The 12,934-nt window shown below is 63.0% G+C and carries 11 protein-coding genes; 6 read left to right on the plus strand and 5 right to left on the minus strand.

Annotated elements, in window-relative coordinates; translation table 11 throughout:
* Positions 1 to 27: 27 nt before the first annotated feature.
* From recQ to ACWPW1_RS10590, 3 genes are all read left to right on the plus strand, one after another.
* Positions 28 to 2,166 (plus strand): DNA helicase RecQ, encoded by a 2,139-nt coding sequence (recQ, locus tag ACWPW1_RS10580; protein ID WP_434776441.1) that lies wholly within the window; start codon positions 28 to 30, stop codon positions 2,164 to 2,166.
* 73 nt (positions 2,167 to 2,239) lie between these two features.
* Positions 2,240 to 2,677, plus strand: coding sequence for a MarR family transcriptional regulator (locus ACWPW1_RS10585; protein WP_059314645.1), 438 nt, complete (start codon positions 2,240 to 2,242; stop codon positions 2,675 to 2,677).
* 240 nt (positions 2,678 to 2,917) lie between these two features.
* Positions 2,918 to 5,116, plus strand: a complete 2,199-nt coding sequence (locus ACWPW1_RS10590) for a FimV/HubP family polar landmark protein (protein WP_454252900.1) — start codon at positions 2,918 to 2,920, stop codon at positions 5,114 to 5,116.
* Here the strand turns inward: ACWPW1_RS10590 and ACWPW1_RS10595 are convergent, their stop codons facing one another.
* Positions 5,117 to 7,315, minus strand: a complete 2,199-nt coding sequence (locus ACWPW1_RS10595; RefSeq protein WP_434776443.1) for a patatin-like phospholipase family protein — start codon at positions 7,313 to 7,315, stop codon at positions 5,117 to 5,119.
* Positions 7,316 to 7,386: 71 nt separating this feature from the next.
* On the opposite strand from ACWPW1_RS10595, the gene ACWPW1_RS10600 reads away from it, so the two are divergent.
* Positions 7,387 to 7,707 (plus strand): SelT/SelW/SelH family protein, encoded by a 321-nt coding sequence (locus tag ACWPW1_RS10600; protein WP_271654680.1) that lies wholly within the window; start codon positions 7,387 to 7,389, stop codon positions 7,705 to 7,707.
* Between the two features lie 2 nt (positions 7,708 to 7,709).
* Here ACWPW1_RS10600 and cspD read toward each other — a convergent pair whose 3' ends face one another.
* Positions 7,710 to 7,985, minus strand: a complete 276-nt coding sequence (gene cspD, locus ACWPW1_RS10605; RefSeq protein ID WP_271654681.1) for a cold shock domain-containing protein CspD — start codon at positions 7,983 to 7,985, stop codon at positions 7,710 to 7,712.
* 221 nt (positions 7,986 to 8,206) lie between these two features.
* Here cspD and clpS point away from each other — a divergent pair, with 221 nt between their 5' ends.
* Complete coding sequence (clpS, locus tag ACWPW1_RS10610; RefSeq protein WP_059314650.1) at positions 8,207 to 8,563, plus strand: ATP-dependent Clp protease adapter ClpS; 357 nt, start codon at positions 8,207 to 8,209, stop codon at positions 8,561 to 8,563.
* Between the two features lie 48 nt (positions 8,564 to 8,611).
* Positions 8,612 to 10,882, plus strand: coding sequence for an ATP-dependent Clp protease ATP-binding subunit ClpA (clpA, locus tag ACWPW1_RS10615; protein ID WP_059314651.1), 2,271 nt, complete (start codon positions 8,612 to 8,614; stop codon positions 10,880 to 10,882).
* Positions 10,883 to 10,954: 72 nt separating this feature from the next.
* Here clpA and infA read toward each other — a convergent pair whose 3' ends face one another.
* The 3 genes from infA to aat all read right to left on the minus strand — a co-directional run bounded on the left by infA (position 10,955) and on the right by aat (position 12,701).
* Positions 10,955 to 11,173: a translation initiation factor IF-1 gene (gene infA, locus ACWPW1_RS10620; RefSeq protein WP_002553999.1), complete on the minus strand. Its 219-nt coding sequence runs from the start codon at positions 11,171 to 11,173 to the stop codon at positions 10,955 to 10,957.
* A 95-nt stretch (positions 11,174 to 11,268) separates the two neighbouring features.
* Positions 11,269 to 11,976 carry an arginyltransferase gene (locus ACWPW1_RS10625; protein WP_059314652.1) on the minus strand — a complete coding sequence of 236 codons (708 nt, stop codon included), beginning with the start codon at positions 11,974 to 11,976 and terminating at the stop codon, positions 11,269 to 11,271.
* Positions 11,977 to 12,011: 35 nt separating this feature from the next.
* Entirely contained in the window at positions 12,012 to 12,701 is a 690-nt protein-coding gene (gene aat / locus ACWPW1_RS10630; RefSeq protein WP_434776444.1) for a leucyl/phenylalanyl-tRNA--protein transferase, read from the minus strand.
* Positions 12,702 to 12,934 lie beyond the last annotated feature (233 nt).

The raw sequence follows: 12,934 nt of genomic DNA on the forward strand, positions 1-12,934 counted from the left end.
AATGGCCTTTCCATTCGAGGAGGCTTCATGTCAGAACCCGCGCTGCGCATCCTTAAAGACGTCTTTGGCTACGACGCGTTCCGTGGCAACCAGGCCCGGATCATCGAGCGCGTGGCCAGCGGTGGCGATGCGCTGGTGCTGATGCCCACGGGCGGCGGTAAATCCCTGTGCTACCAGGTGCCGGCCCTGATGCGCCCCGGCGTGGCCGTGGTGGTCTCGCCGCTGATAGCCCTGATGGACGACCAGGTCGCCACCCTCGAAGAGCTTGGCGTGGCGGCCACTGCCCTCAACTCCACCATGACCGGCGAACAGCAGCGTTCCGTCGCCGCGCGGCTGGAGCGCGGCGAGATCAAGCTGCTCTACCTCGCGCCCGAGCGCCTGGTTCAGCCGCGCATGCTGGATTTCCTCAAGCGCTTGCCGATCGCCCTGTTCGCCATCGATGAAGCCCACTGCGTGTCCCAATGGGGCCATGACTTCCGTCCGGAATACATGCAGCTCGGTCAGCTGGCCGAACACTTCCCTGGCGTGCCGCGCCTGGCGCTCACCGCGACGGCGGATTCCCGCACCCGCGAAGAGATGGCCAGCCGCCTGCACCTTGAGGAGGCCGAACGCTTTCTCTCCAGCTTCGATCGTCCCAACATCTTCTATCGCATCGTGCCCAAGGAAGCGCCGCGCAAGCAGCTGCTGGCCTTTCTTACCGAGCGCCGTGGCGATGCCGGCATCGTCTACTGCATGTCGCGCAAGAAGGTGGAGGAGGTGGCCGAGCAACTCAGCAAACAAGGCTTTCCGGCCTTGCCCTATCACGCCGGTCTGCCCAATGACGTCCGCGCCGCCAACCAGAAGCGTTTCCTCAACGAGGAAGGGCTGATCATGGTCGCCACCATTGCTTTCGGCATGGGCATCGACAAGCCCAACGTGCGCTTCGTCGCCCACCTCGACCTGCCCAAGAGCCTCGAAGCCTACTACCAGGAAACCGGTCGTGCCGGTCGTGATGGCCTGCCGGCCGATGCCTGGATGGCCTACGGCCTGCAGGACGTGCTGCTGCTGCGGCAGATGATGCAGAGCTCCGAAGGCGACGAACGCCACAAGCGCATCGAGCGGCACAAGCTCGAAGCCATGCTGGCGCTGTGCGAGGAAACCCGCTGCCGCCGCCAGGTACTGCTGGCCTATTTCGACGAGCACCTGCCCCAGCCCTGCGGCCATTGCGACAACTGCATCGACACCGTCGAGACCTGGGACGCCACCGAACCGGCGCGCCAGGCGCTGTCGGCCATCTACCGTAGCGGTCAGCGCTATGGGGTAGGGCACCTGGTCGACATCCTGCTCGGTCGCGAGACCGAAAAGATCACCAGCCTTGGTCACCAGCGCCTGGCCGTGTTCGGCCTGGGCAAGGCCCGCGGCGAAGATGAATGGCGCACCCTGTTCCGCCAGCTGGTCGCCCGTGGTCTGGCCGAGGTTGACGTCGATGGCTACGGTGGTCTGCGGCTGACCGAAAGCTGCCGACCCCTGCTGCGCGGCGAGGTACGCATCGAATTGCGCCGCGATCCCAAGCCTCAACGTGGGCGGGGTACGGGTAGCAGCGGGTCGGCCAGTGCCGCCAGCCAGCTGGTGCGTGCCGATGAGCGCGAGCTGTGGGAAGTCCTGCGCACCCTGAGGCGCAAGCTGGCCGAGGAGCACTCGGTGCCCCCCTACGTGATCTTCCCCGATGCCACCCTGCTGGAGATGTTGCGCAGCCAGCCGCGTTCGCTGGACGAGATGAGCCGTGTCAGTGGTGTAGGCGCACGCAAGCTGGAGCGCTATGGTCAGGCCTTCCTCGATGCCTTGACCGATGGCAGCGCCGCCCCGGCCCCGGTCGCCGACGTGCGCCATGAGGTCTTGACCCTGGTGCGTGCCGGCATGACGCCAGAGCAGGCCGCACGGCAGCTGAGTTGCTCGGAAAAGAATGTCTATGCCCTGTTGGCCGAAGCCATCGCCCAGCAGCAGATCGCGCTGGAACAGGCCTTGGACTTGCCCGAGGACCTCTTGGCGGAGATTCAGGACGCCTTCCTCGAAGACGAGGGCGAATTGCCGCCAGTAGCCCAGATCGCCGCGCGTTTCGAGGGACGGGTGGCGAGCGGTGCGCTGTACTGCGTGCGGGCTGCCCTGCAGGCGGAATTGGCCGACTAGCGAGGCACGGCGGTTGCCCCGCCGTGCCTTCAACCAGAATAATGAGAAAATCCAAGTACAAGGTTTAGCCTGAATGACCCCTACCGATCCACATCTGTTCGGCCGCCAGATCTTTCATGTCTCTCGTGCCTGGCGCGCCGAGCTCGACCGTCGCCTGAGTCATCTGGGGCTCTCCCAGGCCCGTTGGCAGGTGTTGCTGAACCTCGCCCGGATGAAGGGCGTGCAGCCTACCCAGCGTGAGCTGGCGCAGAGCATCAGTATCGAGGGGCCGACCCTGGCCCGGCTGTTGGACGGTCTGGAGAAGCAGGGGCTGGTGAAGCGTCTGGCAGTCACCGAAGATCGCCGCGCTAAGCGCATCATGCTGACCCAGGAAGCCGGTCCGCTGATCGAGAAGATCGAGACCATCGCCGAGGCCCTGCGCAAGGAGCTGCTCAGCGGCTTGGATGACGCGGAGATCGCCATCTGTCAGCAGGTGCACCAGCGCGTCCTTGCCAATCTCGAACGCGGTTGAATGCCGTCTGGCGGCTTGACCAGCCCCGAGGCCGGGGCCAGATGCCGGCGCAAGTCCGGGCCGAGACGTCTGGCACCGCAGCTGGCGGCCTAACTCACCCACCGTCGCCTTTTCTGCGCTGACGACCATCGGTTTGCCGTCTGTCGGTATCGATGCTACGTTCCAGCGTAGCGGAGGCGATTTTTGTGAGCCACCACGCTAAAACACCGGTTTCTTCGAATACCTGACGCAGCGGTATCCATGGTCGCGAAACGCCGTCCCCTTGCCTTATTCCTTCTGTCGGCCGCCACGCTGACCACTCTTCCTCAAGCGGCGCTTGCCCTCGGCCTGGGTGGTATCACGCTCCAGTCTTCTCTCAACGAGCCCCTGCGGGCGCGAATCGAGCTGGTCAACATCGGTGCTGCCGAGGCCGGGGACTTCCGCATCCACCTGGCCACGAACGAAGCGTTCGCCCAGGCGGGGGTCGACCGTACCCAGTTCTTGAACGATCTGGTGTTCACCCCGCACCTGCGCACGGCCGCGGGCAGCTACATCGAGGTCACCTCCCGCCGCTCCCTGGTCGAGCCCTATCTCGGCTTCATCGTCCAGCTGGAACAACCAGGCGGCAAGCAGCTGCGTGAGTTCACCCTGCTGGTGGATCCGCCTCGCAGCAGTGGTGCGCCTACCAGTGTTGCCAGTACCGCCCCGATGCCCGCCCCGGTTGCCCCTGCTCGCGCCGGTACTTCGACCGCTAGCCCGGCGGCTCGTGAGTCCGCGCCTCGGCAGCCCGAGCTCGCACCCTCGCCAGGCCTGGCCGCCGGTGACGGCATCTACCAGACGCGGCCCAAGGACACCCTCTGGAGCATCGCCAAGCGTCTTGGTCCGTTGGCCAATCGGTCGGCGGAGCAACTGATGGCGGATCTGTTCGCGCTCAATCCGGCGTCCTTCGCCAACAACGATCCTGGAAGGCTGAAAGCCGGCCAGCGACTGCGTCTGCCGGCGGGTGTCAATGAGCCCGCGCCGCGGCAGCCGGTGGTGGCCAAGGCTGCACCACAGCCCGCAGCCAGCCCGGTCCCTGTCGCGCCCGTTACGCCTGCGCCCGCACCTGCGCCAGCCGCGCCGGGGGCTGCCACAGCGCCGGTTTCCACGGCAGCACCCGCAGCCGATTCTGCAGCACCGCCAGCGACCCCGTCTCAGCCAGCTGGAAGCATCCCGGAAGACGCCAAGCCCTTGCTGGTGACCCAGGATCTCGGGCGGCAGGTCGGCGATCTGGAGGGGCAGCTCACCCAGTTGCAGGAACGTTACGATACGCTGCTGGCGCAGAAGGAAGCCCAGATCACCCAGCTTCAGCAAGACCGGGATGGCTTGCAGCAGCAACTGAATCAGGCGCGGTCGGTAGCCCTGGCCACGCCAACGCCTGCTCCGACACAGGTGTCGGCGACCCCGGTAACGGAAACGGCTCCTCCTCCAGCGGCTGCTGTTGCCAGCAGTCCTGTCTCAGGCGAGGCCGACGAAGGCCTGCTGTCACCGCGTTCGCTCCTGCTGGCCGGTGCTGCGGCCATCCTGGCCCTGGCTGGTGTGCTCTGGTGGCGTCGTCGCCAGGCGGAGCAGGCAGCGGTCTTCAGCGAAGACGAGGAGCTGGACGTGGAGCCGGCCGAGCCCTTGCCCGAGCCGGTGCTGGCGGCTACCCAGCCGGTGCCCGTCCGCGCCAAGACTCCTGCCGCGGCCAGTCCGGCACCGGTCGACGATCATGCCGGTCGAGCGGAAATCTACATCGCCTATGGTCGCTATGGTCAGGCGAGAGAGGTGCTGGAGAGCGGTCTCGCCGAAGACGATCGTCGCCAGGATCTACGTCTGCTGCTGCTCAGGGTGCTGGCCACCCTGGGTGAGGCCCAGGCGTTCAGCCAGCACGAACAGCGCTTTCTGGCCCTGGGCGGGGCGGCGGCCAGTCTTGTCGTCTTGCACGCACAGTTTCCGGGCATTTCGGCCAGTGCGCCAGATGATCTACCCGAAGAGAATCTGGATCTCGATCTGCCGGCGTTCGATGCGCCGGCCAGCGAGTGGTCGGCGGAGCTGCAATTCGCCGAGCCGGCTGCGCCAGCGCCGGTGACCGAAGAACACTACGATCTGGATCTCGCCGATCTGAGCCTCGATGAGGCCATCGCCCTGACCGAAGAGCTGGACGCCGATTCCGGCTGGAAGCAGGCCGATGCCCTGGAGATCACCCTGGAAGACGACTTTCCTGAGGGGCTGGGCGAGTTGCCGGCGGTCTTGGAGCTGGACATGAGTCTCGACGAGCACTTCATGACCGACGACATCGCCCGACGCTTCGCCGAGGCCGAGGCCTGTCTCGACCAAGGCGACCTTCACCATGCCACCTCGCTGCTGCAGGAGATCGTCAGCGAGGGCAGTGACAGCCAGCGCGAGCGAGCGGAAATGCTGCTCTCCCGTATCGCGTGATCAGAAGCTGTTGCCCAGGTTGATGTAGAACGCATGCTCGCCCTGGTCGCTCAGGCCATAGGTGAACTTGAGCGGTCCCAGTGGCGTGTCCAGGCCCAGGAACAGGCTGGCGGCGCTGATGTTGCCGCTGTCATAGTCGTCGTCTCGATTCCAGATGCGCCCCTGTTCCAGGCTGCCGCCTAGGTAGACCGGGGTGTCCAGCGGGAATAGTGAACGCTGGGTGAGCTGGTGGTAATAGATCAGCCGCGCCAGGCCGTAGTTCTGGCCAGACAAGGCGTCCTGGCGATAGCCCGAGAGCTGCCAGGCGCCGCCCAGCAGGAAACTGCTGGTCACCACATTGGTATCGCTGTCGGTCGACAGGGTGCGGCCCAGGCCGCCCCCGATCACGAAGGTGTTGTAGCCATAGCTGAGCGCCTTGTTCAGGTGCAGGTCCAGCTGCCGGTAGCGGGAGTCGGAGCCCAGACTGGGATCGAATTGCTTGAGTGTCAACGCCAAGTCCTGGCCCTCACGTGGGAAGTTCACGTCGTCCAGATCGTCCAGGGAATAGCGCAGCTCATAGAAGCTTTCGGTGAAGGATTCCTCCGGGGTGTCACGCGGTCCGACATGCACCTTGGTACTACCCCAGTCGTGGCCGATGCCCAGCCGCACCTCGGCCTTGTTGCCGATCTGCCGGCCCAGGTTCAGGCCGAAGCCATAGCGTTCACGGCGGTACTCGGCGATGGGGTGATTGCGCTCCAGCTGTTCGATATTGCGTGCCTCGCCACCGACGTAGGGCGCGATGAAGTAACGTGAACCGACATCCAGAGGTTGGTAGAACTCGCTGTAGAGCTCCTGGTGATCGCCGATCTGGGCCCGCGTCAGCCATTCGCCGCCCAGGCGATTGAGGCCGTTGATGCGATAGCTGGCGCCGAAGTTGAAGGCGCTGTCGCCCCGCAGATCGTCCGACAGGTTCAGGCCCAGCCGCAGGAAGTCCGTGCCGCTGCGCTTGCCGCGGGCATAGATCATCAGCACATTGTCACCGGGCCCGTCCCGACGGATGCGGTATTCCACCTGGTCGAAGTAGTCCAGGCCGTAGAGCGTGCTCATGTCGTCCTGGAGGCGTTCGACATTGAGCGGCTCTCCCAGCTGCTGACGGATGTAGTGACGGATGACCTCGTCCTCTACCTTGGAGTCGTTCTCGATGCGGATGGCATCAATGACCGGGGTCCGGCTGCTGGGCGACCGGGCGGCAGCCACCGCCGAGGACGGCTCGCTCGGCGCATTCCTGCGCAGTACCGCCAGTTCGCTGGCCATGGCCATGGTAGCCCGATAGCCCGCATCGATCAGTGCCTTGACCTCGCTGAAGTCGGCGCTGGTATAGCTGGCCAGCGGCGGCTGGATGAGCAGGTCCTGCTTGCCCAGCGTCGCCAGCTGCGCCTGGGAGTTGTTGCGGGTCATCAGGGTGGTGGACTGGTTGAGCACGTCCAGCACCGTGGTCAGGTCCTTGCGCTTGAGCAGCGGGGTGCCGATATCGACCACTATGACGCGTTGCGCCCCCATGTTCCGGGCGACGTCGATGGGAATGTTGTCGACCATGCCGCCATCCACCAGCAGTCGCCCGTCGATTTCCACGGGGGCGAACACCGCCGGAATCGACATGCTGGCGCGAATGGCGCGGGGCAGATGGCCATGATCGAAGACCACCTTCTCGCCGGTGGTGATGTCCGTCGCCACTGCCCGGAAGGGAATGGCCAGCTGGTTGAAGTCTCGGGTATCGCTGGTATGCACGAACAGCTTTTCCAGCATCATCCCCAGGTTCTGGCCCTGGATCACGCCGATGGGGAGGCCCAGGGTGCCGTCATCGCGAAAGCTGAGCTTCTGCTTGACCAGGAAGTCCCGGTCATCCTGCTTGCGGCGAAAGGGGACATCCTTGCGTGGCGGCTGGTCGGACAGCACCTGGCCCCAGTCCATGTCCAGGGCGATGCGCTCCAGTTCCTCGGCGCTGTAGCCGGCGGCATAGAGCCCGCCGATCACCGCGCCCATGCTGGTACCGGCAATGGCGTCGACCTGGATACCTTGCTCTTCCAGTGCCTTCAGCACGCCGATATGGGCAAGTCCTCGCGCGGCGCCGCCGGACAGCACCAGGCCGACGTTAGGCGGTGGCGCGCCCCAGGCCAGGGCGGACAGGAGAAGACAGGCTACCAGCAGCAACGGGCGCATAGGTCGGACCACATGGCGGACAGGATCGAGGGCTGCGTATTATAAGGAGCCCAGGCCTTGCGAGGTGTACCGTGGCTGATGCCAAACCTTTCATCACCATCCACTACTGCACCCAGTGCCAATGGCTGCTGCGCTCGGGCTGGCTGGCCCAGGAGCTGCTCAGTACATTTGGGACCGATCTGGGTGGGGTGACGCTGCTACCGGGTACCGGTGGGGTGTTCGAGATCGCCTGTGGCGGAGAGGTGCTCTGGGAGCGAAAGAAGGACGGCGGTTTTCCCGATGCCAGGGCGCTGAAGAACCGGGTCAGGGACCTGCTGTTTCCGGAGCGCGATCTGGGGCATGGCGAAGGCAGGCGAAGCGGGTCGGGAGATGGCGCCCCCGAAGGGGCGTGAGATCAGGCTTCCGTACTGACCGTATCCCGTACATCGAGGGTGTTGGTGGCAGGCGCGGCAGCGGTCGCGCTCACTTCAGCCGCACGGATCTCCACGGCATGCAGACCCTTGGGGCCCTGAACGATATTGAAGTTGACTGCCTGGCCCGCTTTGAGTGTGCGGTAACCGTCCATCTGAATGGCCGAGTAATGAGCGAATAGGTCTTCATCACTGTTTTCTGCAACGATGAAGCCATATCCTTTGGCGTTATTGAACCATTTGACCTTGCCACTGAGCATACCGGCTCCCTCTGCAAAGGACTCCAAGCCTGGAGTATCATTCGACTACAGTTCCAGTGAATCCACACAGGCGCCACTACTACGGAACCCTTGGTACCTCGTCGGGTACAGGATGTTTGTAACACCCTTTCAGCCTTAGTCAAGGCAAGGCAACGGGTGGCTGAGACGTGGATCAAGCTCTTTTTTCCTGCTATTCATCCCGAAATTCGGAATCGATCAGAATGCGTGCAATCGACCCCATCCGACTGGCGGCGGACGACAACGAACATCAGGACGGCGACAACGGTGGCCTGGCAGTGCAGGAGGCAAAACCTGCGCTAAAACGGCCAGCCAGATATCGTGTTCTGATGTATAACGATGACTACACCCCCATGGAGTTCGTCGTAGAGGTGCTGGAGAGCTATTTCAGCATGAACCGCGAAGCCGCTACCCAGGTGATGCTTACCGTGCATACCCAGGGAAAGGCAGTCTGCGGAACATTTACTCGCGATGTCGCTGAAACCAAGGCCATGCAAGTCAATCAATATGCGAGGGAGTGCAACCACCCGCTATTGTGTGAAATCGAAATCGAAAGTTAGATTTGTGCTGCTTGGGCTACTGTGCTGCTTGGGCTATGAGGTGAAGCTATGTTGAATCGTGAGCTCGAAGTCACCCTGAATCTCGCCTTCAAGGAGGCGAGGACGAAGCGTCATGAATTCATGACCGTTGAGCACCTCCTGCTGGCGCTGCTGGACAATGAAGCGGCCGCCACCGTGTTGAGAGCCTGCGGCGCCAACATCGATCGCCTGCGCCGCGATCTGTTGGAATTCATAGATTCCACCACACCACTCATTCCTCAGCAGGATGATGAGCGCGAGACGCAGCCGACGCTGGGCTTCCAGCGTGTCCTGCAGCGCGCGGTCTTCCACGTGCAGAGTTCGGGTAAGCGTGAGGTAACCGGCGCCAATGTGCTGGTCGCCATCTTCAGCGAGCAGGAAAGCCAGGCGGTCTTCCTGCTTAAGCAACAGAGTGTGGCCCGGATCGATGTCGTCAATTTCATCGCCCACGGCATCTCCAAGGTGCCTGGGGCCGCGCCCGAAGCCGAGCAGGATCAAGACGCCGCCGAGGAAGAGGGCGCCGAGCCCAGTTCCTCCAACAATCCGCTCGAAGCCTATGCCAGCAATCTCAACGAGCAGGCCCGTCAGGGTCGCATCGATCCGCTGGTCGGGCGTGAGCACGAAGTAGAGCGCGTCGCCCAGATCCTGGCCCGGCGCCGCAAGAACAACCCGCTGCTGGTGGGGGAGGCAGGCGTTGGCAAGACGGCTATCGCCGAGGGCCTGGCCAAGCGCATCGTCGATGGTCAGGTGCCTGATCTGCTGGCTGATAGCGTGGTCTATTCCCTGGATCTCGGGGCATTGCTGGCGGGTACCAAGTACCGCGGCGATTTCGAGAAGAGATTCAAGGCGCTGCTGGCCGAATTGAAGAAGCGGCCCCATGCCGTGCTCTTTATCGATGAGATCCATACCATCATCGGTGCCGGCGCTGCTTCAGGCGGGGTGATGGATGCTTCCAACCTGCTCAAGCCGCTGCTGTCCTCCGGTGAGATCCGCTGCATAGGCTCGACTACCTTCCAGGAGTTCCGCGGCATCTTCGAGAAGGATCGGGCGCTGGCCCGACGTTTCCAGAAGGTCGACGTGGTCGAGCCCTCGGTGGATGACACCTATGGCATCCTGCGGGGCCTCAAAGGGCGCTTCGAGCAGCACCACCACATCGAGTACACCGATGAAGCGCTGCGTGCCGCGGCGGAACTCGCCGCCCGCTACATTAACGACAGGCACATGCCCGACAAGGCCATCGACGTCATCGACGAGGCGGGTGCCTACCAGCGTCTGCAGCCCGAAGAGCGTCGCGCCGCGCGCATCGATGTTCAGCAGGTTGAAGACATCGTCGCCAAGATCGCGCGGATTCCCCCCAAAACCGTCAACAGCTCCGACAAGGAACTGCTGCGCAACCTGGAGCGGGACCTCAAGCTGACCGTCTTCGGTCAGGACCTGGCCATCGAATCCCTGTCCACGGCTATCAAACTCTCCCGTGCGGGTCTGAAATCGCCGGACAAGCCCGTTGGTTCCTTCCTCTTCGCCGGTCCTACCGGCGTGGGCAAGACCGAGGCGGCGCGGCAATTGGCCAAGGCCATGGGTGTGGAGCTGGTGCGGTTCGACATGTCCGAGTACATGGAGCGCCACACGGTGTCCCGTCTGATCGGCGCGCCTCCCGGCTACGTCGGCTTCGACCAGGGTGGGTTGCTGACTGAGGCGATTACCAAGACCCCGCACTGCGTGCTGCTGCTCGACGAAATCGAAAAGGCGCATCCCGAGGTATTCAACCTGCTGTTGCAGGTCATGGACCATGGCACCCTGACGGATAACAATGGCCGCAAAGCCGACTTCCGCAACGTGATCCTGATCCTGACTACCAACGCTGGCGCCGAAACCGCCTCTCGTGCTTCCATCGGCTTCACGCTGCAGGACCATACGTCCGATGCCATGGAAGTCATCAAGAAGAGCTTCACGCCGGAATTCCGCAACCGCCTGGACACCATCATCCAGTTCGGTCGCCTGAGCACCGAAGTCATCAAGAGCATCGTCGACAAGTTCCTCACCGAACTCCAGGCGCAACTCGAAGACAAGCGTGTCCAGCTGGAAGTCAGCGATGCGGCCCGTGGCTGGCTGGCGGAGCGTGGCTATGACGTGCAGATGGGCGCTCGTCCCATGGCGCGACTCATCCAGGACAAGATCAAGCGGCCGCTGGCCGAGCAGATCCTGTTCGGGGACCTGGCGGACCATGGCGGTATCGTCCACATCGATGCGGTGAACGACGAACTGGAGTTCGAGTTCGAAACCACGGCCGAACCTGCCTGAGGGCAGGTCGCGGTTTTATTAGCGTCCATGAAAAAGCCCGGCATTGCCGGGCTTTTTCATGAAAGGATCCGCTTAACGCGCGCGGTAGGTGATCCGGCCCTTGCTCAGATCGTAAGGCGTCAGCTCCACGCGAACCTTGTCGCCCGTCAGGATGCGGATGTAGTTCTTACGCATCTTTCCGGAGATGTGCGCGGTGACGACGTGCCCATTTTCCAACTCCACGCGAAACATGGTGTTGGGCAGGGTGTCGACGACAGTACCTTCCATTTCGAAGCTGTCTTCTTTCGACATATATAGAAAAGCCCTCGGTGACAAGAATAGGCCCAGAGCAGTCCGGGCGAAAAAGGCCCATATTCTGACAGAAATTCAGAAAAAGCGCTATTTCGTCAGGCCAGGGCTACCCAGCGTTGATTGACGAAGAGCTCTATGGGGCGATACTCGGTCTTATAGGACATCTTGCGACACCCTTTGATCCAATAGCCGAGATAAACCGCATCCAAGCCCAGTCGGCGGGATTCGGCGATCTGCCACAGGATACCGAAGACACCCAGGCTGCGCTTCTCTTCGTTGGGGTCGTAGAAGGTATAGACCGCCGACATGCCATTGGGCAGCACGTCGGTAACGGCGACACCGACCAGGCGATCCTCTACGCGCATCTCGTAGAAGAAGGCGTAAGGCAGGTGGCTGACCAGGAAAGTGGAGAACTGGCCCCGGCTCGGTGGGAACATATCGCCATCGGCATGGCGCTCACTGATGTAGCGGGCGTACAGCTGATAGCGTTCTTCGGTGAAGCCCGGGTCGCAGCGGGTGACCTTGATGTCGAGGTTACGCTTGAGGACGCGGTTCTGTTTGCGGCTGGGGCGGAAGCGGATCACGGGAATGCGGGCGGGAACGCAGGCTTTGCACAGCTGGCAGTGGGGGCGGTAGAGGTGATCGCCACTGCGCCGAAAACCCAGTTCGGACAGTTCCGCGTAGATCTGGCCGTTCATGGGCTGCGAGGGGTCGAGAAACAACGTGGTCGCCTGCTCGTTGGGCAGGTAACTGCAAGCGTGAGGCTGGGTTGCGTAGAACTTGAGTCTCGCCAGCTCGGTCATGTCGAACCTCTACATAAGCCTAGCCTGAGTGTAAGTCACCCGCATGAGGTAGGCCAGGCGGCCATACTGGCCTGATCCAGGTATTTGGCCAGGTAATCGGCAAAGCGTTCCCGAGGAAGGCTGCTGGCGCCAAGGCTCTGCAGATGCGCCGTCTGCATCTGGCAGTCGATCATCACGAAGCCCCAGGCTGCCAGGTCGCGCACCAGGGTCACGAAGCCGATCTTGGAGGCATTGTCCGCGTGGCTGAACATGGATTCGCCAAAGAACAGCTTGCCCATGGCGATGCCATAGAGTCCGCCCACCAGCTGGTCGCCGTCCCAGACCTCTACCGAGTGGGCCCAGCCTTGGGCGTGGAGCTCGCCATAGGCCTGCTGCATCTCGGTGGTGATCCAGGTGCCGTCGGCGTCGCGCCGTGGTCCGGCACAGGCCTGGATGACCTGGGCGAAGGCCTTGTCGTAGGTCACGCTGAACCGGGTCTTGCGCAAGGTCTTCGCCAGGCTGCGAGAGACGTGCAGATCGGGAGGAAAGAGTACCGTGCGCGGATCGGGCGACCACCAGAGCAGGGGCTGGCCATTCTGGTACCAGGGGAAACAGCCGTGGCGGTAGGCACTGACCAGGCGCGCTGCGCTCAGGTCGCCGCCGATGGCCAGCAGGCCATTGGGTTCGCGTAATGCCTGTTGCAGGGGCGGAAAGTCAGGGCTTTCGCGAGTCAGCCATTTTACCATGGTAGGGGAGGGCGCCTTCTGATGCAGGAAGCTGCAGGTGGGAGCCTAGTGCGTAACCAGCTCAAGAAATCGTCATAACTCTTTGTCAGGACAACGAAAGAATGCTCCAATGTTGCGCCTGAAGGCGGTTCCGGTACTGCCGTCCGCTATCGTGCCATGTTTCGCCTCGGGACTGTAGAACCAGGGCCCGGGCGATCTAGAATGGCGCACTGTTTTTGATTCACGGTCACACG

Source organism: Pseudomonas sp. Marseille-Q7302 (assembly GCF_965111925.1).